The sequence below is a fragment of the Bacillus cereus group sp. RP29 genome (assembly GCF_040459765.1).
Lineage (GTDB): Bacteria > Bacillota > Bacilli > Bacillales > Bacillaceae_G > Bacillus_A > Bacillus_A paranthracis.
This window is the reverse complement of sequence record NZ_JARVHN010000001.1, coordinates 4,889,213-4,913,242: the sequence shown is the minus strand read 5'-3', so window position 1 is coordinate 4,913,242 and position 24,030 is coordinate 4,889,213. Positions and strand designations below refer to the sequence as shown.

Sequence of the window (24,030 nt, the reverse complement as noted above, 5' to 3'; positions counted from 1 at the left end):
TGTTGTTATAAATAAAGGGGAGGAAGAACAGATGAAAATTACGTCTTTTGATTTTTGGCAAAAGTTCGGGAAAGCGTTATTAGTTGTTGTAGCTGTAATGCCAGCAGCTGGTTTAATGATTTCTATCGGTAAGTTAATTGGAATGTCTGCTGGGGATATTAACGCAGTTCATACAATCGCTCGCGTAATGGAAGACATCGGTTGGGCAATTATTACTAATCTACACATCTTATTCGCAGTAGCAATTGGGGGATCTTGGGCGAAAGATCGTGCAGGTGGTGCATTTGCAGCGCTATTAGCATTCGTCTTAACCAACAGAATTACAGGAGCTATATTTGGCGTAAACGCTGAAATGTTAGCGGATTCAAAAGCGAAAGTTTCTTCAGTATTAGCGGGAGATTTAATTGTAAAAGATTACTTTACTTCTGTACTTGGTGCACCAGCATTAAACATGGGAGTTTTCGTAGGGATTATCACAGGTTTCTTAGGAGCTACTTTATATAACAAATATTATAACTATAACAAACTGCCACAAGCATTAGCATTCTTTAACGGAAAACGATTCGTACCATTCGTTGTAATTGTTTGGTCTACAGTAACTGCAATTGTATTATCACTTTTATGGCCATTCATCCAAAGTGGATTAAATGAATTTGGTCGCTGGATTGCAGCTTCAAAAGATAGTGCACCAATTGTTGCACCATTTGTATATGGAACGTTAGAACGTTTACTATTACCATTCGGTTTACACCATATGTTAACAATTCCGATGAACTATACTGAGCTAGGTGGAACATATACGATGTTAACTGGCTCGAAAATTGGACAAGTTGTAGCAGGACAAGATCCTTTATGGCTTGCATGGATTACAGATTTAAATAACTTATTAGCAAATGGAGATACAAAAGCATATAACGATCTATTAAATAACGTTGTACCAGCTCGTTTCAAAGCTGGACAAGTTATCGGTTCAACAGCAGCATTAATGGGTATTGCTTTCGCGATGTTCCGTAATGTTGATAAAGAAAAACGTTCAAAATATAAACCAATGTTCTTATCAGCAGCATTAGCAGTATTTTTAACAGGTGTAACAGAACCAATTGAATTCATGTTCATGTTTATTGCTCCAGTATTATATGTTGTATATGCAATTACAACAGGACTTGCATTCGCATTAGCAGATTTAATTAACTTACGTGTTCACGCATTCGGATTTATTGAGTTAATTACTCGTACACCGATGATGGTTAATGCAGGACTAACTAGAGATTTAATCAATTTCGTTATCGTTTCATTAGTATTCTTCGGTCTGAACTTTACATTATTCAATTTCTTAATTAAAAAGTTCAACTTACCAACACCAGGACGTGCAGGTAACTATATTGATAACGAGGATGAGGCATCAGAAGGAACAGGAAATGTACAAGATGGTTCATTAGCAACAAAAGTTATTGATCTATTAGGTGGAAAAGAAAATATTGCTGACGTAGATGCTTGTATGACACGTTTACGTGTAACAGTAAAAGATTTAGATGTTGTTGCACCAGAAGCGCAGTGGAAACAAAATGGTGCTTTAGGACTGATCGTAAAAGATAAAGGTGTACAAGCGGTATATGGCCCGAAAGCTGACGTATTAAAGTCAGACATTCAAGATATGTTAGGTGCGTAATAATATGAAATTGCTAACTTTAAACTGTCACTCTTGGCAAGAAGAAAATCAAATAGAAAAGATAAAATATCTTGCTAAAGTCATTCAAGAAGAAGAGTACGATGTTATCGCATTACAAGAAGTAAGTCAGTCGATAGGAGCTAAAAATGTATGCGGTAACAAGAAAGAAGATAATTTTGGACTTTTACTATTAGAAGAGTTAAAAGCGTTACATGTAAAAGATTACAATATTACTTGGGATTTCTCTCATATTGGTTATGATGTGTATGAAGAAGGATTAGCGATTATAACGAAGCATAATGTTGTAAAAGAAGATACGTTCTTTATTTCAGAAAATAAGGATACAACGTATTGGAAAACACGCAAAATTGTAAGTGCAACAATTGCTTATAATGGTAAGAACATCACGTTTTACTCTTGCCACCTCGGTTGGTGGAATGATGAAGAAGAATCATTTAAAGATCAAGTGAATCGTTTGATGGAGCATGTAGATAGCAATGAATTTTCCTTCTTAATGGGTGATTTTAATAATAATGCCCGTTTGCAAGGTGAGGGCTATGAATATATGATGCAAAAAGGTTTGCATGACACATATGAACTAGCAATAGAGAAGGATGAAGGAACAACTGTCCAAGGGGAAATTGCTGGTTGGGATGAAAATAAACATAATCTACGAATCGATCTAATATTGTGTAACCGAAGTGAAAAAGTTCGTTCTTCAAAAGTTATTTTTAATGGTACAAACCGAAATATAATTTCAGATCATTTCGGTGTAGAAGTGCAAGTAGATATATAATAGAAGAAATCCTCACAGATAATAAAAAGCTGTGAGGATTTTTTTGAGGAATACAAGTATTTCCAAGAGAAAATACTTGTATTTTTTATGACATTTCCTATATATTTGTTATTATTGAATGTAAAACCGATTTGGTCATTTTGTATTCATACTTTGACTTACTTCGTTATATAATGTAGTAAGTTAAAGTTAATGGGAAAAAATAGTTCGTTTTCGGTTAATCCACGATGTAGAAAGTGATATAATTGCAAAATGTATGTATCATTTTCTAAAGAAGGAAAAATATATAATTAGGTGATAACTTCTATGAAACAAATTTGGCGTATTTATAAGACAGATTTACGGAATGTAGCAAAACATTGGGCTGCAATTGTTATTGTTGTAGGGTTAATGATTTTACCATCGTTATATGCATGGTTTAACATTAAAGCTTCTTGGGATCCATATGGAAATACAAAAGAAGTTCCCATTGCAGTTTCTAACGAAGATGCAGGCTCTAATTTAAGAGGAAAAGATATCAATATCGGGAACGAGATTGTAGATTCTCTGAAGAAAAACAAAAATCTTGGCTGGAAATTTGTAGATGAAAAACAAGCAATTTACGGAGTGGAACGCGGGGATTACTATGCAAGCATTACAATCCCAAAAGACTTCTCTGAAAAGATTGCAACTGTTCTGGATGAAAATCCACAGAAACCAGAACTTGATTACTATGTAAATGAAAAGGTAAATGCGATTGCACCGAAGATTACAGCAAAAGGTGCATCAGGTATTACAGAAGAAATTAGTAAAAACTTTGTTAAAACAGCGAATGGTGAGATTTTTAAAATCTTCAATGACCTTGGAATCGATTTAGAAACAAACTTACCAAGTATCGAGAAAGTAAAAGATCTTGTATTTAAGTTAGAAGCGCAGTTCCCAGAAATGAATACACTTATGGATAAGGCGTTAGATGATGCGACTCGAGCAGAGGATATTGTGAAAGTGGCGCAGAAAGATTTACCTGTTGTAGAGAGTGTCATAAATGATGGACAGGAAGCATTAGCGAATTTAGATAAGTTCTTTGCAAGACAAGATCAAACATTAAAAAATGCTCCAGGGACGATAAGAAACGATTTAGTAGCAGCAAAAGGCGTTATGGATAGTGCAGCTGCATTTACTGACTTTTTAATGAATCCAGGTGTAGAGTTAAATATTCCTGACTTGTCTGGAATGAATGGATTACCTGAATTCCCAGCCAGACCGGATCTATCTAAGTTGAATAGTGATGGTTATAAGAGTATAGCGCAAAGTATTAATCAAACAGTAAATAATGTTTTAAGTTCATCGCGTGCAGGAACAGCTTATGGGAAAAGTGTTTTAAATGGCTTACAAAATGGCCAATTTGACCCTGAACAAGCAAAGAAAGATTTAAATGCGGTATCAGATCGATTACAAACTGGTACAGATGGTATTTCATATCTTATTAATTTCTTTACTGAACTTCAAAACTCAGCGACTAATGATTTTGGTCAAAGATTTTTCAAAGGGCGAGTGGATAACTTAACTAGCCTTAAAGGTAAGATGGAAAATGCAAACAACGGTATTAAAGATATTGTAAATGTTATCGGTACAGGACAAGAAGTAAAGAAAGATGTAACAGATGTAGCGAATCAAAAATTAGATGCAGCAAATGGATTAATTGATCAAGCGGAAAAAGATTATAATGAAACGTTTGTAGCAGATTATAAAAAAGCAGTTAGCACAGTCGATCAAGCTAAAGCTGATGCAAATCAAATTTATGATAATGCAAAAGCAGATTATGATAAAGCGAAAAATAGCCTTGAAGGCGCAAAAGCAGATTTACAAAAGGCGAAAGAAGATGTACAAAATAGAGGTATTAACGGTTTAGATTCAACGAAAGTAGCTTTAAATAGTTTAAATGGTCAATTCCAATCTGGAATCGGTTTAATTGATGATATGATTCCTGTTCTAGAAAGTACAAATAAGGTTTTAGCGGATGTAAATAGTGATAAAAACCTTAATAATGGAATTGCGAAATTAAATAAAGCAAAAAGTAGTCTGCAAAAGGGTGTAGATGCAACAAATAAGGGAATTACACTTCTTAACAATGGACAAAAACCTACAAAAGATGTAATTGAAAGTATTAACAACGCTGCGAAGGGCGGATCAGCTCAATTAACAGATGTATTATCGACGTATGATTCGGAAATTGTACCTAATTTCAATACAGCAATTGCTCGTACAAAAGAGATGTCGAAAAATACAACTCAAATTTTAAATGATGCAGACAAAAAGCTTCCAGATGTTAAAAAATTACTAGAAGATTCATCGAAAGGCTTAGTAGATGGTAAAAAGAAATTAACAGACATTAAAGCTGAAATGCCAGCTACTGAGAAAAAGATTAAAGAATTAGCAGATAAAATTCGTGATTTTGAATCTGAAGAGGATTTAAAAGACATCATACGCTTATTGAAAAATGATGTTGAAAAGCAAAGTGACTATTTCGCAAATCCAGTAAATTTAAAAGAGAATAAATTATTTGCGATGCCGAACTACGGTTCAGCAATGTCACCGTTCTATACAGTGCTTGCATTATGGGTAGGCGCATTATTAATGGTTTCATTATTAACAGTAGAAGTACATGAAGAGGGCGCGAATTATAAGAGCCATGAAATTTACTTCGGACGTTTATTAACATTCTTAACGATAGGTCTTTCACAAGCGTTTATCGTATCGATGGGAGATATATTCTTACTCGGTACGTACGTAGTCGATAAGTTCTGGTTTGTATTATTTAGTTTATTTATTGGTGGAGTATTTGTTTGTATCGTGTACTCACTCGTTTCTATTTTCGGAAACGTTGGGAAATCGATGGCGATTATTTTACTTGTACTACAAGTAGCAGGGTCGGGCGGAACATTTCCAATTCAAATGACACCGAAATTCTTCCAAGCAATTTATCCGTTCTTACCGTTCACATATGCAATTAGTGCAATTCGTGAAACAGTAGGCGGAATGCTATGGGATATTGTAACGCGAGATTTACTTGTGTTAAGTGCTTTCGTAGTAGTTATGATTGTTGCTGCGTTATTACTAAAAACACCAATTAACAAATCAAGTGAAAAATTTGTTGAGAATGCAAAAGGAGGTAAAATCATTCACTAACAAAAAAGGTTCCTACCGATAGAGGTAGGAACCTTTTTGTTTAATCGAATTTTAATTTCTTTAATGCTTCTGCAAATGGGTTATTTAATGGTTCTTCTTCTTTTTTCTGTTGTTTCATATATTTTTGAACGTCACGTTTATCAGCTTTGTTTCCAGATTCTTTTTTACGTCTTTCTTGGAATGTGGATAATTTTTCGCGATAGCCACATTTACATGCAAAGATTTGCCCTGCACCTTCACCACGTAATTCTAACTTCTTCTTACACTGAGGGCAACGAGCGTTTGTTGTACGAGATACATTTTTACGATGACCACATTCACGGTCTTGGCAAACGAGCATTTTTCCTTTTTTGCCGTTTACCTCTAGCATTGGTTTACCGCAATCTGGACAAGACTTCGTTGAAATGTTGTCATGTTTATATTTTTTATCACTCGATTTAATTTCAGAAACAATTTCTTTCGTATAGTTCTTCATTTCGGAAATGAATACTTCTTTTTTCAGTTTCCCCTTTGCAATTGCCTCTAGCTTTTGTTCCCACTCACCAGTTAGTGTAGGTGATTTTAATTCTTCTGGTACTAAATCAAGTAACTGACGGCCTTTTGAAGTAATGTGAATATCTTTACCGCGTTTTTCAATTAAGAATGAATTGAATAGCTTGTCAATAATATCAGCACGCGTTGCTACAGTACCTAATCCACCAGTTGATTTTAACGTATCAGCAAGTTGTTTATTTTGCGTATCCATATATTTTGTAGGATTTTCCATTGCTGAAAGTAAAGTTGCTTCGTTAAAACGTGCAGGTGCTTTCGTTTGACCTGATGTTTGCATAATCAACTTTACAGTTAATGTATCGCCTTTTTCGATGCGAGGTAAAAGTTGTTCTTTTACGTCATCAGTTACATCATCATCTTCAAAGCGATTTTCATATACTTCCTTCCAACCGGCATGTAAAATTGTTTTTCCGCGTGCAATGAACGTTTCATTGCCGACTTTTGTGCGTAACGTTAGTTGTTCGTATTCGAATGCCGGGAATAAAACAGCTAAGAAACGTTTTACAACTAAATCATAAATTTTACGTTCTTTATCTGTGAAGGCGGAGAAGTTAACGTATCCTTCTGTCGGAATAATTGCGTGATGATCACTTACTTTACTATCATCAACAAATGATTTATTAGCCTTGATAGGCTTTTGTAATACTTTATGTGCTAAAGGACGATATTCCCCAACGCCGCACGCCTTTAGACGTTCTGGAAGTGTTCCAACGATATCAGATGAAATGTAACGCGAATCTGTACGAGGATATGTTAGCACTTTATGCTGCTCATACAATTTCTGCATAATATTCAATGTTTCTTTCGCAGAGTAACCGAACTTTTTATTGGCATCACGTTGCAATTCAGTTAAATCGTAAAGACCAGGAGAGAATGACTTCTTCTGTTTTTTATCAATTTCTAAAACAGTAGCATTATGCTTATCTAAACCTTTTACAATACCATCAATTTTTTCTTTATTGAAGCTGCGGCTATTGCCGTTTGCATCTTGCCAAGTTAGTTTTAACTGATTGGTCGTTTGAGCCTCGATGCCGTAGTAAGTTTGAGCTTTGAAGTTCTTTATTTCATCTTCACGATTAGCAATCATTGCGACAGTAGGTGTTTGCACACGGCCGCAATTCAGTTGGGCATTAAAGCGAGTCGTTAAAGCTCGAGTTGCGTTAAGACCGATATACCAGTCAGCTTCTGAACGTGCAACTGCTGAAGCGTATAAATTGTCATATGCTTTACCTGGTTTTAAATTTGCAAAACCATCTTTAATTGCTTTATCAGTAACAGATGAAATCCATAGACGTTTAATTGGTTTGTTAATTCGAACTTTATCAATAATCCAACGAGCGACTAATTCTCCTTCACGCCCAGCGTCTGTCGCTACAATAATTTCATTTACATCTTTTCTAAGAAGCTGACTTTTTACAGCATTAAATTGTTTCCCTGTTTGTTTAATAACAGTTAATTTCAAACGCTCAGGTAGCATAGGTAAATCTTCTAAATTCCACTTTTTATATTTCACATCGTAGCTTTCTGGATCTGCTAATGTAACGAGATGACCTAAAGCCCAAGTTACAATATATTTACTACCTTCAAGGTAGCCGTTTCCCTTTTTATCGCACTTCAGTACACGTGCAATATCTCGTGCAACGGAAGGCTTTTCAGCGATTACAACGCTTTTTGACATATTTAAAACATCCTTTCAAATTTCCATACGTTAACTATAGCATACATCTTCTCGAGATTCAGTTTCGCTCCAGATTTGAACGTTTTTTAATGGGATAACATCTGTTTGAAAGTGAATGATCGTGACAGAACATAATATGCACCATGATGAGACTGTGAGAAATAGATAGTTATTATGCGTATTGTTTTATTAGTTGCTTCTATATTAAATAGAAAAGTAAAGAACTTGTTATTTTACTAGAATAAGAGTAGACTTTGAAGTAGAAGAATACTAAACACATGGGAGTTTGTGGATACAAACTGAGAGTATGACTAGTCCGTCATTGACCATTTGAACCTGTTGGATAATGCCAGCGTAGGGAGAGTGTAAAAGCACATGTTCAGGCACTTTGCGTACGCGCAAAGTGCCTTTTTGTGTATCTCCCATCACTATAGTTAGGAGATGAGAAGGATGAATATGAAAGAAATTAGTAAAGTAGTGGATTTGGTGAGAGAATCTAATCCGCTCGTTCATAATATTACAAATGTTGTTGTAACAAATTTTACCGCTAACGGTTTGTTAGCGTTAGGGGCATCGCCTGTAATGGCGTATGCAAAAGAAGAAGTGGCAGAAATGGCTAGCATTGCTGGAGCGTTAGTATTAAATATGGGAACACTTCGTCCGGAAGAAGTAGAAGCGATGTTACTTGCCGGTAAATCAGCAAATGTGAACAATGTACCAGTACTGTTTGATCCAGTTGGTGCAGGAGCAACATCGTATCGAACAGAAGTTGCGAGACATATTCCGGCTGAAATTGAATTAGCGATTATTCGCGGAAATGCAGCTGAAATAGCGAACGTTATTAATGAGAGATGGGAAATTAAAGGGGTAGACGCTGGTGCTGGAAATGGTAATGTCGTAAGTATTGCAAAGCAGGCAGCGGATGAATTGAATACAGTTACGGTAATTACTGGGAAAGAAGATGTTGTTACAGATGGGCAGCGAACGATTGTTATTCGAAATGGCCATCCTATTTTAACGAAAGTTACGGGAACTGGTTGTTTACTAACTTCTGTAATAGGAGCATTTGTAGCGGTAGAAAAGGATTATGTAAAGGCAGCGGTAGCGGCATTAACGTTTTATGGGGTAGCTGCGGAACTGGCAGCTGCCAAGACGGTGGAAAAAGGACCTGGTAGTTTTCAAATTGAATTTTTGAATCAGTTAGCGAATACGACTTCAGGTGATATAGAGAAGTATGGGAAAATTGAGGTTATATAGTAAGGAGGGAAAATAAATGTCACGTATTTCAAAGTCAGAAATGTCTAGGTTGTTATCAGTATATTTTATTATGGGAAGTAACAATTGTACGAAGGATCCACTGCAAGTATTGAGAGATGCACTTGAAGGTGGTATAACAATTTTTCAATTTCGTGAAAAGGGGGAAGGCGCTTTAACGGAAGAGAAACGCATTTGTTTTGCAAAAGAACTACAAGCAATTTGTAAGGAGTACGGTGTACCGTTCATTGTAAATGATGATGTGGAACTAGCTCTCGAGTTAGCTGCAGATGGCGTGCATGTTGGGCAAGATGATGAAGGAATTACCTCTGTTCGTGAAAAAATGGGTGATAAAATTATCGGTGTATCTACACATACAATTGAAGAAGCACGCTGGGCAATTGAAAATGGAGCGGACTATTTAGGGGTTGGCCCTATTTTCCCAACGAGTACGAAAAAAGATACGAAAGCGGTGCAAGGAACGAAAGGTTTAGCTCATTTTAGAGAACAAGGAATTACAATACCGATTGTCGGAATTGGAGGCATTTCAATTGAAAATACCGCTTCGGTTATAGAAGCAGGTGCGGACGGTGTTTCAGTTATTTCAGCGATTAGTTTAGCGGAATCTGCTTATGAAAGTACGAAGAAATTAGTAGAGGAAGTAAGTAGGAGTTTGTAGGAAAAGGGAACTTCACAAAAATAGTAAAGAACAGAATGGACAGCTAAAAATATTTAAACAAACGTTTGATTAAAAAAGCACAAACCCTGTAAATTTGTAGGTTTGTGCTTTTTCTTTAAAACATAATTGATATTAAGAGCATTCCAATTCCTATAGAAGTGAATGTTGCGATTAGGCCTGGAATCATAAAGCTATGATTTAAAACATATTTACCAATGCCAGTTGTACCAGTACGATCAAAGTTAATAGCAGCAACGATTGTTCCGTAGTTTGGAATGAAGAAATATCCATTTACTGCAGGGAACATCGCGATCAGTAGTGCTGGTGGAATACCGAGTGATAATCCAAGTGGCATTAAAGCACGTACTGTTGCGGCTTGGCTATATAGTAAAATAGATAGAATGAATAATGCGATGGCAAATAGCCATGGCGCACTTGTTACTAGATGCTGAATTGATCCTTGAATCATATTTAAGTTTCCGTTAAAGAAAGTATCTCCCATCCAAGCGATACCGAAAATAGCAACAACTGCTGTTGCCCCCGCTTTAAAGACGTTACCAGACACGATGCTTTCTACATTTGGTTTACAGAAAATAATAATAAGAGCTGCGATCGTTAACATAACCATTTCAATTGTGTTTGGCATGGAAAGACGGGCTAACTTCCCATCAACTATCCATCCTGGACGAAGTACTTCAAATGAACCGAGAAGTACGACAAGAAAAGTTCCTACTAGGAAAAGGATAACTGATAATTTAGCGCCTTTTACACCAACAAATTCTTTTTTCTCTTCAATCTTAGGAATCATTCCTTCTTTTAATCGTTTTAAGTATTCAGGGTCTTCATTTAATTCTTTCCCCATTTTGCTAGCAACAAATGCAGCTACCATACAAGCGATAAAAGTAGAAGGGATACTTACTTTTAAAATATCTAATAAAGTGATTTTATAGTCAGCTAACATTGCTAAAAGTGCAACTGTTGCAGCTGATATAGGACTAGCTGTAATTGCTTGTTGGGAAGCAATTACGGCAATTGACATTGGTCGTTCCGGTCTAATTCCAGATTCGCGAGAGACTTCTGCGATAACAGGAAGTACAGAATAAGCAACGTGACCAGTTCCTGCACAAAGTGTAAATAGATAAGTAACAATTGGAGCAAAGAATGTAATGCGTTTTGGATTTTTTCGTAATGCTTTCTCGGCCAGATGAACAAGGTAGTCCATTCCTCCAGCGGCTTGGAGTGCACCAGCAGCTGTAATTACTGCTAAAATCATAAGCATGACATCAATAGGAGGAGCTGTAGGTTGTAAGTGGAAGACGAAAACAAGTATTGCCATACCAACGCCACCCATTACTCCTAGACCAACTCCGCCTAGACGTGCGCCAATAAAAATGCAGAGTAGTAACGTAAGAAATTGTAGCCAAAACATGATAAACTACCTCCGAAATTCATTAGTTAAGATATATTCGAATAATTTAATTTAAAAGAAAATTAAAATAAATATTCAAAACAATCCTTGTGTTATATACATTTTTTATTATATAACACAAGAAATGTAACATTTACGTACTTTGTTAAATTATTTTGAAAAAATAATACAGCCAAATTTTACATTTGTATCTCTAAATAGGTGGACATTTTAATTTTTATGTTGTAATCTTTGATAGAGAATAATGTAATTCTCATAGAACTCCCATATCGTTCAACTCGTTCAGCGAGAAAGGCAAACTGATGGAAACATTAGGACGCAAAACTACAGGAGCTAAGGCCGAAAGGCTACGCTAGCCAGTTACCGGACGGATAGGGTTGGTCTTGACCAATGCTTTTTCATTGGTCTTTTTTTATTTGCAAACAAATGAGAAACCTTATCAGTTGTTGATAAGGTTTCTATTTTAATAGTTTTCCTTTATATTAAGTTAATTAAGAAAGGTGATGTGAATGAAAAAATATTGGCACAAGCTATCATTTCTTCAAAAGAATGTATTGTTAACTGTGTTAGTTATTTTGACGCTTGTTGGTACTATGGGTGCGTTAAGTTTTAACATGTTTCAAAATAGCATGATGTCTATATTTGAAAGGCATTCTTTTGAAACAGGAGATACGGTATTACATAAATTAGACGAAGAAATAGTGAGAGATGTTACAAAAGACCCAGTGGCACAAAGAGAAAAGAGAGAGAAGTTAACAGAGAAATTAGATGAAGCAACGGAAGAATTGAATAGTGTTGGACAAACGTATATTGTTGGAGCAAAAAAAAATGAAAAAGGTGAGTTACTAATCGTCGACTTGTCTACAGACTTAGCAAATGTTGTTGAAGTAAGGCCGGGAGAATATTATAAACAACCAGATCTTTGGATGAAAGCATACGATAAGGTAATGAGCACGAAAAAAGCAAACATGACAGTAGTATATGAAGATCTATTAGGATCATGGGTAACGATATTAGAGCCAATTAAAGATGGAGACGGAAATATTGTGGCAATTGTTGCAGCCGATGTAGATGCTTCTATTGTTCCTATTACAAAGGAAAAATTCATTATACAAGGTTTAATGTTTATTTGTATTTCTGTTTTAATTGCAACTGTTATTCAATTCTTAATCGTACGTAACGCACTTGCTCCATTGCGGGATTTACGTGAAGGATTACGCAGAGTTGGTGAAGGTGATTTAAGTATTAAATTAGAGGAAAGACCAGATGATATTGGTATTATTAATGCGTATTTTAATAATACCATCGAGAAGTTTAAAGGAATTATAGATAAAGTGAAGCAGACAGCAGAACAGGTTTCCTCATCTTCACAAGAATTGTCAGTGAGTACGAAAGAAAATAGCATGGCAGTCCAAGGAATCGTAAGTTCTATAGTTGAGTTAAGGGCTGGCGTTCAATTGCAAGGAACGTCAGTACCAAAGTATTTAGATATTGTATATGAAATGGAAGATAGGATGGAAGAGATAACTAATATTGCAAAACAAATGACGAAAGAGTCTGAAGGTACAAAGCATCATTCAGAAAAAGGAAATGGTATTATTGAACAGACGATGAATCAAATGAACATAATACAAAATGCAGTACAAGATTTATCTTCTATCATTTATTCTTTGGAAGTAAGATCAAAAGAAATTAGTGATATTGTAACTGTAATTACAAGTATTTCAAATCAAGCGAATTCGCTAGCTTTACATGCTACTATTGAAGCTTCACGTGCTGAGGAAACTGGAGAGGGATTTGCCGTTGTTGCTGATGAAGTGCGTAAATTAGCAGAGCAGACGGAAGCATCAGCAAAAGATATAGCAAAATTAATAGGAGAAACACAAGCAGGAACGGAAGAAGCTGTTGTTTTAATGCAAAAAACCTCAAAAGAAGTAGAGTCTGGAATGAAACTTGTTGAAAGTAGTGGTGCTTTCTTTGAAAAAATTTCGAAATCAGCACAAACTGTTACCAATCAAGTTGGAGTTGTTTCTAGCAATTCAAATAATATATTGCAAAATAGCCAAAATATTGTTCGTGTTGTAAATGAACTATCACTTATTGCAAATAAGTATGCGAATAGTAGTAGTAATGTTGAAGAAATCATGAAAGAACAGGAAATGTCTGTACAGGATATTGCTGAATTAGCCAGTTCTTTAAGCTGGCTCTCACAGGAGTTACAAGAGTTAATTGGGGAATTCAAAAGTTAAATGAAATGATTATACATGCTTTTGTTTGTTCAATAAAATAAATCATGCTACAATGAAAACGAATTAAGGACCGGGGAGCCAATTGGCTGAGAGGATGTGAGCAAACATCGACCCTCAACCTGATCTGGATAATGCCAGCGTAGGGAGTTACTTAAAGTGATGTAGCATATGTTATTCTATAATAACTTGCATACAAGGCTTTCCTACGCAGTAGGAAAGCCTTTTCTTGTTTTAAAATTTAATTTCATAAGGGGGATTTTATTATGTCACAACAAGTTACAATTTCGTTTTCAGTAGTACCACAAGCAAAGAACAAAGATGTGTATTCTGTTGTTGATAAAGCGATTGAGGTTGTACAACAATCGGGAGTTCGTTATGAAGTAGGGGCAATGGAAACGACGCTGGAAGGAGAATTAGATGTACTTCTTGATATCATTAAACGTGCACAACAAGCTTGTGTGGACGCTGGAGCAGAAGAAGTGATTACTTCTATTAAAATCCATTATCGTCCAAGCACTGGTGTAACGATAGATGAAAAAGTTTGGAAGTACCGTGATGAATATGCAAAACCAGAAGCAATCTAAAATAATTACAGCAATTTGGCTTATCCTTCTCATTGCGATATGGGAAGGATCTGTTTCATTATTTAAAATTGAACCGTGGATTTTACCGAAGCCTTCTGCCATTGTTCAAGAATTAATTGGAATGAAAGATTTACTATTACCGAATACGATGCAGACGCTGCAAGAGGTTATAATTGGACTGTTCTTTGCGATTTTAATTGGGACAAGCATTGCAATTCTTATGGACGTTATCCCTTTATTTCGTATTTTAATAAATCCGTTGCTTGTTATTTCGCAAACGATTCCAATCGTTGTACTTGCACCGTTATTTATTATTTGGTTTGGATATGGAATGCTACCGAAAGTAATGGTAGTCATACTCGTTTGTTTCTTCCCGATTGCGCTTAGCATTTTAGAAGGTTTTCAAACGGTAGATAAAAATATGTTGAAGTTGTTGCAAACGATGAAGGCAACGAAATGGCAAGTTTACCAGAAAGTAAAGTTTCCAGCAGTGCTTCCATACTTTTTCTCCGGTTTAAAAATTGCAGTTACATATAGCGTAATGGGAGCGATTATTGGAGAATGGCTCGGTGCCAGTGAAGGATTAGGAGTTATGCTTACAAGGGCTACGAAATCCTTTTTAACAGCCCGAGTATTTGGTGTTGCAGCAATTATTGTTATGGTGACATTATGTCTGTATTTTATCGTGGAGTTTATGGCAAGAATAACAGCACCATGGATATATAGAAAGGACGGCAGAAAATGAAAAAAGGTTTAAAAGTTATGTTGGCTGCCTTATTAGCAGTAGGTGTAGCTGGATGTAATCCGGCGAAGAAAGAAGAAAGTGCAAGTAAAGATCAAAAAGTAAAAGTCGTATTAGATTGGTTTCCGAATACGAATCATACTGGCTTATATGTAGCACAAGCGAAAGATTATTATAAAAAACAAGGCTTAGATGTAGAAATCATTCAGCCTGGTGATAATGTGACGGCGGAGCAAATGATAGCTTCAGGAAAAGCTGACTTCGCAATAAGCGCACAAGAAAATGTAACGTTGGCTCGTGTGGAAGGTATTCCTGTTGTATCTGTAGGTGCGATTATTCAGCATAACACTTCAGCTTTTGCATCGCTTAAGAAAGATAATATGACGTCACCGAAAGATTTTGAAGGGAAACGTTACGGTGGCTGGGGAGGACCAGCGGAAGAAGCGACATTAAAGACAATTATGGATAAGCACCAAGCCGATTTTAATAAAGTTGAAAAAATCATTTTAGGACAAACAGATTTCTTTAAATCAATTGGTCGTGATGCAGACTTTGAATGGATTTATTACGGATGGGATGGAATTGAAGCAAAGCGCCAAGGAAAAGAGTTAAATACGATTATGGTGAAAGACTTAGATCCAGCGCTTGATTTCTATAGTCCTGTTATGATTACGAGTGAAAAACATACGAAGCAAGATAAAGACTTTGTGAAAAAGTTTATGAGTGCAACGACAGAGGGTTATAATTTTGCAATTAAAGAGCCGAAAGAAGCTGCTGATATTTTAATTAAAGCTGTTCCAGATGTAAATAAAGATTTAGTACAAGAAAGTCAAAAATGGTTAAGTACGAAGTATCAAGATGATGCAAAAGCGTGGGGAGTACAGAAGGAAGAAGTTTGGACGAATTACATGAATTTCTTATATGATAACAAAGTTATTAAGAAGAAAATTGATGTGAAAGATGCCTTTACAAATGAGTTCCTTCCAAGTGAAAAATGAGTGGATTACAAATAAAAGATATTGTGAAATCTTTCGATGGCAAGAATGTATTAGCAAATATTAGTGCTTCTATACGAGAGGGAGAATTTGTTTCTTTTGTAGGACCGAGTGGTTGCGGGAAAAGTACACTATTAAATATGATCGCAAATGTTGAAAATCCAACAAGTGGAAGTGTAACGTATAACGATAAGCAAATACAAGAGCAAGATGTTGTAAGTTATATGCCGCAACAGGATTTATTACTACCGTGGCGATCAGCTTTACAAAATATCGTTCTTCCGTTAGAAATTGAAGGGAAGCCGAAAAAACAAAGGCTGACAGAAGGAATGGAAGCATTAAAGCAGTTTGAACTAGATGAATATGCAGACCATTATCCAGATGAATTGTCTGGAGGGATGCGTCAAAGAATTAGTTTTCTGCGCACATATTTATGTGAAAAGCCAATTATGTTACTTGATGAGCCTTTTGGTAAATTAGATGCTTTTACAAAAATGGAAGTACATAGCTGGCTTCTAAACTCTTGGCACCAAGAGAAGCAAACAATCGTTATGGTTACACACGACTTAGATGAGGCAATCTTGCTTTCGGATCGCGTATTTATTTTATCTCAAAGACCAGCATCAATAGTTGGTGAGGTACAAGTGAAATTACCTAGGCCGAGAACGATGGATATGTTAACATCACTTGAGTTAAAGAAAGATAAGGAAGAAATTTTGAGAGTATTAGCTCCTTATATGAAAAAATAGAAAAAGCCTTTTAACAGTTTTTTGTATAATTACTGTTAAGAGGCTTTTTTATATAGGGGGAGAAAGATGAAAACTATAGAGAAAATAGTGGATGAATTAACGGCAGATAATCTTGAAGAAAGAAAAGCTGTATTAAAAAATCATATTTTATTAATGAAGTATGGTATGGAACATCATGAATTAAAAGAAGAAGAAATGACAGAAATTTTAAAGTGGGTTCAAGGTCGAGATCAATTGAGAAAAGATGTTCCGGAGTTACGTGATTTACATTTAATTAAAAAGTTTCAAGCGGTATTAGATGAATTTATTCATTCCATAGTTTCAAATGGTTATGTAGAAGACGCGGTAGAAATTCTAGAGAGTGTATTAAAAAGTATGGGGGCAGTCGCTCATATTGTAAAAATTATGTTTGTCGGCAAAATGAAAGTTGATAGAAATTCTTTGGAAATGGTAGAGGTGCTAAAACGAGAGTGCTACAATTTAATGGAACAACGTGCTGTTGTTGGTTTACATGCTCAAATTTTTCACGTTTTAGGTTTTGTTCATTCAATTCAGTTTGATTTAGAAGAAAGATCACAGGAACACGGACGAGTTGTGATAGGTCTTTTAACAGATTTTAAAACGGGTGAATTGAAGTCTGTACAACAATTTCAAGCTGAAGACCATATTTCAGAAGTGAAAAGTATGGTGAGTAAAGGATACGGAATAGAATTACAGAGAAGAATTTATATGTGGAAATCGTTAACGCTCATCTTTACAAGTCCATATGCATTAGAAAAGATGTATAAAGAAATTTATGTAGAAAACGATAACATGGGGAAGGAACAAAAAGAAAAGTAGAGAATAGAATATAACAGAGTAGTTTATACTCTTAATATAACAAATGTTAAAGGAGTGAAAGGATAAAATGACTTTATCAACTGTTCTTCAAATGGTTTTAGCTTGATATGGGAGAAGTCTGCCCATTTTTATCGATTAAGCTAAATTGAAGACAGCAGGTAAAGAACCTTAATCCTTTCTTACGATAATATGTAATGGGTAAGGTGTATTCACCTTACCCATTTTTTATATGCACAATTAAATAAGGCTTTATACTGTTGCTCTCTCTATTTAGCTTATGAATCATAAGTAAAGGAGAGAAAATAATGAGTATATTAACGGTAGAAAATTTAAGTCATTCGTATGGTGAGAAAACCATTTTATATAATGCATGTTTTCGAATATTGAAGGGTGAGCATGTTGGGGTAGTAGGGCAAAATGGAATTGGAAAATCAACATTGCTAAGGATTTTAACAGGAGAACTTATACATGATGATGGGAACATTGAATGGTTTCCACATGTGAAGGTAGGTTTCTTGCAGCAGCATATGGATTTACAAGAAGGGATGACAATTGAGGGATACTTGCAAAGTGCATTTGCTGATTTGTATGCGATTGAATACGAAATGTTAAAAATTGCTGAAGAAATGAATGGAGCAGGAGAAGTAGAAAAACTGTTAGTAAAGTATGGAGAATTACAAACTATATTGGAAAGCTCTAATTTCTATCACATTCATACAGAAGTTGAAGAAGTAGCAATCGGTTTAGGTTTATTTGAAATAGGTTTGAAAAAGGATGTATCGAAGTTAAGTGGGGGACAGCGAACAAAGTTATTACTTGGGAAGCTTCTTTTAGAAAAAGCTGATGTTTTATTACTAGATGAGCCAACAAATTATTTAGATACAGCTCATATAGAATGGTTGCAATCATATTTGAGACTATATGAAAAAGCTTATGTAATCATTTCGCATGATGAATTATTTTTGAACAGTATTACAAATGTTATTTTTCATCTAGAAGGAGGAAAAGTGAAGCGATACGTAGGAAACTATGAAAAGTTTGTGCAAAGTTACCAAGTGCAAAAGAAACAATTACAATCGGCGTATGCGAAACAACAAAAAGAAATCTCTCAGTTAGAAATATTTATTCAAAAAAATAAAATTCGAAAAGCGAAACAGGCTAAAAGTCGAGAGAAAGTATTAGAGAAAATGCAAAGGATTGAAAAGATTCATTCTGTAACTCGATCCCGTTTTGATTTCAGTGTTTATGAGGAGCCGGTGAGTCGTATATTGCAAGCTGAGAAACTAAGGATAGGTTATAGTGATCCTTTATGTCCAGAGTTGAATTTACAAGTGAAAAAAGGAGAAAAGATAGCGATTATTGGTCATAATGGAATTGGAAAAACGACGATGTTAAAAACATTATTAGGTCAAATTAAGCCGCTAAGCGGTTCAATTTCTGTTGGAGAACGAGTAAATCCTGCGTACTTTGCCCAGGAAGAGTTTGCTTCAGAAACAACACCCTTAGAGAAAGTTTGGGCAGAGCGACCAGATATGACAAAGAAAGAAGTGCGCCAAGCATTAGCAAAGTGTGGATTGCGAGAAGAACATGTATTAAAGCCTATTCGTTTATTAAGCGGCGGAGAACAAACGAAAGTACGTTTATGTGAACTGATCGTAACGAAAAGTAATGTTTTAATTTTAGATGAACCAACTAATCATTTGGATATAGAAACAAAGAAGGCGTTGCAGGAAGCGCTACAACGATATAAAGGAACCGTTTTACTTGTATCACATGAGCCTTCTTTCTATGAAGCATGGATAACAAAAGTGTGGAATATAGAAGAATGGAACGCTGAACAATATGAATAAAGAAAAGGCATTAGCTTGTATAAGCTAATGCCTTTTCTTTGTGATTAACATGATTTTCGAGAACTCTTACATGAGAATTGTATGAAGAAGCACTCTTATGGTGCGCTTATAAGCGTGCTTTTTCTTTTGTTATGTTTATATTTATAATAATACTAGATGCCTTTCCCTAATAGGCGACTATCCTTCTTTATGTATATATAGATAGTTTGAAATGGAATGAAAATAATTCCTATATGTAAAGGATAATGTGATTAGTATAGGAAGACAATAGAGCTTAAAGGAAATTCATGTAAAATTCAGGTGAACTTCACACGAACTTCATATTGTAAACTAAATATAGTTATAATAGGTTATTATAATGTTAATTTGTGATTTTTCATAAAATTAAAAGTTTGAATTTAGGAGAGAGGAATCAAACCTAAATTCAAACTTTAGTGAAATAATTATTGGAAGTTACGTTTAGTTTTCGCTAATGGATGGATTTACAAGTTCAGCAGGAGTGCCTGTTCCTGCTCCTCCGATTGTAATCGATCCACCAGGAGGAATTTCACCATTCCATCCTGCATTCGTAATTACGTAATGATTATTTATTTTACTACTAATTTTAGAATCCCAAACTTGTGTTAAATTGCCGTTATAATCAAATTCTAATTTCCAGTTTTTAATAGAGGTCGTTCCACTATTTTTAATTACAATCGAGAAGTTGTAACCACTTCCCCAATTTGAAGTGACTGAAAAGGTAGCATTGCTATTTCCACCAGGAGGTGTTGTGTTAGCATCATCTGTTTTAACTGTAATAGCGGTAGGCTGTGACTTATTTCCGGCAGCATCTTTGGCAATTACTGAAAATGTGTATTCTGTATTAGATTTTAAGTTTTTAATTGTAATGCTATTTGTTGTTGTACTCCACTTCTCTTCTCCAGCAGTAATTTCATATTCCGTAACTCCTACGTTATCAGTAGATGCCGTCCAGTTTAATTGAACTGAGTTTGAATTTTTATTTGTTACAGCAATATTTTTTACGTTTGTTGGTGGCTCAATATCTTTTTGAGTAATAGGTCCACCTAGTAATTCTTTTACTAACGTATCAAGTAATTTTGGTCCACTACAACTATATTTTGGACTGGTGCGACAGTCACCACTAAGCTCCCAAAACATTGCACCACTTAAACCTTTTGTCTTTATATAGTCTGTTTTATATTTCATAGATTCGTTGTCATCATAGCTAATAAATGTACCTGTAGTTGCATTATATAAATAAGGTACTTTCGCCACATCGTTCCATCCGCGAACAAAGCCATTTTTATTAACATAATTAGCTGCTAAATCACCATAATCGTACACACCTGTATCGCCGGTAGAATAGTCATCCCAAGTACCTTTAGAAGCGAGCTTTCCATCACTACCTGGTTTACAAGGTTGGTATTGTCCGTTATTTTCTTTTCCACAACTTTTCCACCCGCGTCCGTAAAATGGTACACCTAATACGAGTTTATCTGCTGGAACCCCTTCATTTGTATAAATGTTTATCGCACCATCTACGTAAAAATTTGTATCCGCTGCTGGGTCATTTGGATCTTTGTATAGAGCTGCATTATGGTTAGAAGTAGCTTCCCATCCACCGTGGAAATCATATGTCATAATATTAATCCAATCCAGTATTTGAGAGATTTTCTTTAGCTCTGTATGATCAGCGTAACGTTGGCTTGCACCTGATGCAATTGTTAGTAAATATTGTTTACCATCTTCTGCACCAGCTTTCGTTAATGCATTTCGAACTTCTTGAAGGAGTAGGGTGAAGTTTTGCTTATCTTCAGGACGATAACTACCACCAGGAATCGTTTCTACGCCCGGATATTCCCAATCTAAATCAACGCCGTCAAATCCATATTCGCGTAGGAAATCGACTGTAGATTCAGCGAATACTTTTCTTGTTTTTTCATCAGCGGCCATGTCAGAAAAGCGGTTAGACCAAGTCCAGCCACCAACGGAAATAATTGTTTTTAAGTGAGGATACTTAGCTTTTAATCGTTTCAGTTCGCCGAAATTTCCGCAGCGTGCGTATTTATCACAATCTTCCCAAGTTGTACCTGAGCCAGGATAAGATTTTGTGACATCGGCCCATGGTTCACCGAGTACGAGAGTACCATTAGGGACTTCTTTATTTTGCAGTGGTACACCAGATTCTTTACAGTTCCACGTTTGTTTATTTGGATTATCGGGGTGAGTAGAAGGGTTTCCATGTTTTCCATTCCAGCAAATATCAGCGAAAGCATAGTTTAAATGAGTTAGCTTTGATGCATCAATATCTGCAACTTGATAATTACGTCCGTAAATGCCCCATGAAGGAAAATACCCAACAATTTTTTGACCTTGCTTTTGTGAATCTGCTAATGCGACATTGGGAGTAATAAAGTTTGTGAGAAAAAGAGGTAAGAAGAGTAGTAGGGATAGTAATAGCAGTGTAAATTTTTTTGATTTCATAGCCATTTCTCCTTTCAAAATAAAAGATATATTTAAAGGCATGCGCCAATAAATCAAAATGAATCTAGATAAAAATGATCAGACATCACGAAGTCTATACAAGGAGCTGAAGCTGATTAAATCGTAGCAAATGTAAGATTTGGTGTAAACGCTTTATTGAATTCGAAAAGACTTTCTCAATATGAAATGGCTCTAATACAGATTACACATGAAAATAAAATATCGATTAGAGAGGAAAGGGCTTCTTGGAGTTAAATTTGAGAAAAAATTGTATGAGGTCAATTTGTAATAGCGTAGCAAGATAATGAAATTTCATGTAAAATAATAGTAAAAATATGTAAGGGAGGGAGTAATGTGGATGTGTTTTTGAATATTGCCGAAGAAAAAATTCGACAAGCAATACGGAATGGAGACCTTGATCATATTCCGGGAAAAGGAAAACCACTACAATTAGAAGACCTTTCAATGGTACCTCCAGAACTTAGAATGAGTTATAAAATTTTAAAAAACGCGGGCATGATTCCACCAGAAATGGAACTGCAAAAAGATATATTAAAAATAGAGGATTTAATTGCTTGCTGTTATGATGAAGAAGAGAGAAAAAAATTAAAAGAAGAGTTAACGGCAAAAACGCTACGTTTTCAGCAAGTAATGGAAAAAAGAAAGATTAAAGATAGTTCAGCATTTCGTATGTATCAAGATAAAGTATTTCATAAACTACGTTAAGAGGGATAAGATGAAAAACTTTGAAACAATAGAAGAATTAGTAACATATATTGAAGAACAACAATTAGTACTTCTGTTTATTAAAACGGAAAATTGTGGTGTTTGTGATGTCATGTTAAGGAAAGTAAATTACGTATTAGAGAATTATGATTACGTAGAGAAAATAGAGATATTACTGCAAGACATGCAAGAGGTTGCAGGGCGATATGCAGTATTTACTGGACCGACAATTTTATTATTTCATAATGGAAAAGAGATTCTTCGTGAATCGCGCTTCATTTCGCTTGAAAATCTAGAGAGAACCATTCAATTATTCGAGGAATAAGGGAGGCTTTTATATGGAATTTATTATTTTCATACTATTATTTGTTGTAGTTGTAACAATCTTAACAGCAGTTCGATCAAACAAAAAGAAGGTAAATCTTACAAAACAAAATAACATTCATAACTCATCTAACAACTCATCACCATTATTTTTCTTTGCGGGATCTGATAATGATAGCTCGCATGGAGGTTCACATGATTGTGGAGGGTCTTCTGGTGGAGATAGCGGAGGCAGCTGCGATGGTGGCGGAGGTGGCGGTGATTGATGAAAATGCGCCTTATATAGGCGTATTTCTTTTTAAACAAACGTTTAATTAGTTGGCTTACATATGCATAAAAACAGTTAAACAAACGTTTGATTAAATACTTTTAACATACTAAGGGGAATGGAAATGAAAAGGGAGCCGAAAGTGAAAAACAAGGGGAAAGTAATGTTATTTTTATTAGCTGCGGGAGGCGTATTTCTTGGTAAATTAGGATTTAAAATTGGAATCATACACATGATTCGAACGTGGTTTGAAAGTACGTTTTCTTAAATAAGGAATATAGCCTCTTGTAATAGAGGTTTTTAATTTGTTATCATTAGACTGAACGGTCGGTTTAAAGAGGTGTGAATATGAGAAGAAGTGCAGAAGAGATAAAGAAAGAAATTGCATATAAAGCAGAAAGTCTGTTTTCACAGAAGGGCTATGCAGCTACATCTATGGAAGAGATTTGTGAAATTACAGAACGAAGTAAAGGAAGTATTTATTATCACTTTAAAAGTAAAGAAGAATTATTTTTATTTGTGGTAAAACAGCATACGTATGATTGGCTTGAAAAATGGAATGAAAAAGAGAAGTCGTATAGTACGAATACTGAAAAATTATATGGTCTCGCGGAATATCATGTAGAGGACATACAGCAACCAATTTCAAATGCAATAGAGGAATTCTCTATGAGCCAAGTTGTAAGTAAAGAGATTTTGGATGAACTATTAGCTTTAACTAGAGAATCATATGTTATGTTTGAGAAACTAATTGAAGCAGGCATACAGTCTGGAGAGTTTCGTGAAGATAATACGCGCGATCTTATGTATATTGTGAATGGATTATTATCAGGGCTTGGAGTACTTTACTACGAGTTAGATTATAAAGAGTTGAAACGTATTTATAAAAAGGCAATAGATGTATTGTTAAAAGGAATGGCAGCTGAATAATAAGTCAGTTGCTTTTCTATAAAATAAATTAGACCGAACGGTCGGTTTATGAAAGGGGAATGAA

Annotated in this window: 20 protein-coding genes and 3 riboswitches; of the genes, 17 read left to right on the top strand and 3 right to left on the bottom strand. The window is 35.3% G+C overall.

What is annotated here, in order from left to right:
* Positions 1-31 precede the first annotated feature (31 nt).
* From QCI47_RS26000 to QCI47_RS25990, 3 genes are all read left to right on the top strand, one after another.
* Positions 32-1,669, top strand: a complete 1,638-nt coding sequence (locus tag QCI47_RS26000; RefSeq protein ID WP_000705536.1) for a PTS transporter subunit IIBC — start codon at positions 32-34, stop codon at positions 1,667-1,669.
* 4 nt (positions 1,670-1,673) lie between these two features.
* The gene (locus QCI47_RS25995) at positions 1,674-2,465 is read left to right on the top strand and encodes an endonuclease/exonuclease/phosphatase family protein (protein WP_000771962.1); all 792 of its coding nucleotides are present in this window, start codon (positions 1,674-1,676) and stop codon (positions 2,463-2,465) included.
* 306 nt (positions 2,466-2,771) lie between these two features.
* The gene (locus tag QCI47_RS25990) at positions 2,772-5,633 is read left to right on the top strand and encodes a YhgE/Pip family protein (RefSeq protein ID WP_353811987.1); all 2,862 of its coding nucleotides are present in this window, start codon (positions 2,772-2,774) and stop codon (positions 5,631-5,633) included.
* A gap of 40 nt (positions 5,634-5,673) precedes the next feature.
* Here QCI47_RS25990 and topB read toward each other — a convergent pair whose 3' ends face one another.
* Complete coding sequence (topB, locus tag QCI47_RS25985) at positions 5,674-7,863, bottom strand: DNA topoisomerase III (protein ID WP_000047311.1); 2,190 nt, start codon at positions 7,861-7,863, stop codon at positions 5,674-5,676.
* Positions 7,864-8,131: 268 nt separating this feature from the next.
* Positions 8,132-8,241: riboswitch (TPP riboswitch) on the top strand.
* A 72-nt stretch (positions 8,242-8,313) separates the two neighbouring features.
* On the opposite strand from topB, the gene thiM reads away from it, so the two are divergent.
* Positions 8,314-9,120 carry a hydroxyethylthiazole kinase gene (thiM, locus tag QCI47_RS25980; RefSeq protein ID WP_309422951.1) on the top strand — a complete coding sequence of 269 codons (807 nt, stop codon included), beginning with the start codon at positions 8,314-8,316 and terminating at the stop codon, positions 9,118-9,120.
* Between the two features lie 16 nt (positions 9,121-9,136).
* The gene (gene thiE / locus QCI47_RS25975; RefSeq protein WP_309422953.1) at positions 9,137-9,796 is read left to right on the top strand and encodes a thiamine phosphate synthase; all 660 of its coding nucleotides are present in this window, start codon (positions 9,137-9,139) and stop codon (positions 9,794-9,796) included.
* Positions 9,797-9,911: 115 nt separating this feature from the next.
* On the opposite strand, the gene QCI47_RS25970 is transcribed toward thiE, so the two are convergent.
* Positions 9,912-11,225: an anaerobic C4-dicarboxylate transporter family protein gene (locus tag QCI47_RS25970; protein ID WP_061131257.1), complete on the bottom strand. Its 1,314-nt coding sequence runs from the start codon at positions 11,223-11,225 to the stop codon at positions 9,912-9,914.
* Positions 11,226-11,508: 283 nt separating this feature from the next.
* Positions 11,509-11,593: riboswitch (cyclic di-GMP riboswitch) on the top strand.
* Between the two features lie 141 nt (positions 11,594-11,734).
* Here QCI47_RS25970 and QCI47_RS25965 point away from each other — a divergent pair.
* The 7 genes from QCI47_RS25965 (at position 11,735) to QCI47_RS25935 (ending at position 19,234) form a co-directional block, all read left to right on the top strand.
* Positions 11,735-13,474: a methyl-accepting chemotaxis protein gene (locus QCI47_RS25965; protein WP_353811986.1), complete on the top strand. Its 1,740-nt coding sequence runs from the start codon at positions 11,735-11,737 to the stop codon at positions 13,472-13,474.
* A gap of 61 nt (positions 13,475-13,535) precedes the next feature.
* Positions 13,536-13,637: riboswitch (TPP riboswitch) on the top strand.
* A gap of 100 nt (positions 13,638-13,737) precedes the next feature.
* Positions 13,738-14,058, top strand: coding sequence for an MTH1187 family thiamine-binding protein (locus tag QCI47_RS25960; protein WP_000082897.1), 321 nt, complete (start codon positions 13,738-13,740; stop codon positions 14,056-14,058).
* Positions 14,030-14,803 (top strand): ABC transporter permease, encoded by a 774-nt coding sequence (locus QCI47_RS25955; protein WP_001057149.1) that lies wholly within the window; start codon positions 14,030-14,032, stop codon positions 14,801-14,803. Before QCI47_RS25960 ends, QCI47_RS25955 begins: the two co-directional genes overlap by 29 nt.
* The gene (locus QCI47_RS25950) at positions 14,800-15,798 is read left to right on the top strand and encodes an ABC transporter substrate-binding protein (RefSeq protein ID WP_000715551.1); all 999 of its coding nucleotides are present in this window, start codon (positions 14,800-14,802) and stop codon (positions 15,796-15,798) included. Before QCI47_RS25955 ends, QCI47_RS25950 begins: the two co-directional genes overlap by 4 nt.
* Positions 15,795-16,544: an ABC transporter ATP-binding protein gene (locus QCI47_RS25945; protein ID WP_000016065.1), complete on the top strand. Its 750-nt coding sequence runs from the start codon at positions 15,795-15,797 to the stop codon at positions 16,542-16,544. The genes QCI47_RS25950 and QCI47_RS25945 overlap by 4 nt, the downstream gene beginning before the upstream one ends.
* A gap of 66 nt (positions 16,545-16,610) precedes the next feature.
* Positions 16,611-17,384, top strand: a complete 774-nt coding sequence (locus QCI47_RS25940) for a hypothetical protein (protein ID WP_000848344.1) — start codon at positions 16,611-16,613, stop codon at positions 17,382-17,384.
* 305 nt (positions 17,385-17,689) lie between these two features.
* Positions 17,690-19,234: an ABC-F family ATP-binding cassette domain-containing protein gene (locus QCI47_RS25935; RefSeq protein ID WP_000025937.1), complete on the top strand. Its 1,545-nt coding sequence runs from the start codon at positions 17,690-17,692 to the stop codon at positions 19,232-19,234.
* A gap of 459 nt (positions 19,235-19,693) precedes the next feature.
* Here QCI47_RS25935 and QCI47_RS25930 read toward each other — a convergent pair whose 3' ends face one another.
* Positions 19,694-21,718, bottom strand: a complete 2,025-nt coding sequence (locus QCI47_RS25930) for a glycosyl hydrolase family 18 protein (protein WP_069297353.1) — start codon at positions 21,716-21,718, stop codon at positions 19,694-19,696.
* 354 nt (positions 21,719-22,072) lie between these two features.
* Between QCI47_RS25930 and QCI47_RS25925 the strand changes: the two genes are divergently transcribed.
* The 5 genes from QCI47_RS25925 to QCI47_RS25905 all read left to right on the top strand — a co-directional run bounded on the left by QCI47_RS25925 (position 22,073) and on the right by QCI47_RS25905 (position 23,966).
* The gene (locus tag QCI47_RS25925; RefSeq protein ID WP_000382354.1) at positions 22,073-22,444 is read left to right on the top strand and encodes a DnaJ family domain-containing protein; all 372 of its coding nucleotides are present in this window, start codon (positions 22,073-22,075) and stop codon (positions 22,442-22,444) included.
* Between the two features lie 10 nt (positions 22,445-22,454).
* Positions 22,455-22,769 carry a thioredoxin family protein gene (locus tag QCI47_RS25920; RefSeq protein ID WP_000787596.1) on the top strand — a complete coding sequence of 105 codons (315 nt, stop codon included), beginning with the start codon at positions 22,455-22,457 and terminating at the stop codon, positions 22,767-22,769.
* 13 nt (positions 22,770-22,782) lie between these two features.
* Positions 22,783-23,034: a hypothetical protein gene (locus tag QCI47_RS25915; RefSeq protein ID WP_000394355.1), complete on the top strand. Its 252-nt coding sequence runs from the start codon at positions 22,783-22,785 to the stop codon at positions 23,032-23,034.
* Between the two features lie 126 nt (positions 23,035-23,160).
* Positions 23,161-23,304 carry a hypothetical protein gene (locus tag QCI47_RS25910; protein WP_046199037.1) on the top strand — a complete coding sequence of 48 codons (144 nt, stop codon included), beginning with the start codon at positions 23,161-23,163 and terminating at the stop codon, positions 23,302-23,304.
* An 80-nt stretch (positions 23,305-23,384) separates the two neighbouring features.
* Positions 23,385-23,966, top strand: a complete 582-nt coding sequence (locus QCI47_RS25905) for a TetR/AcrR family transcriptional regulator (RefSeq protein WP_001254445.1) — start codon at positions 23,385-23,387, stop codon at positions 23,964-23,966.
* Positions 23,967-24,030: the final 64 nt, after the last annotated feature.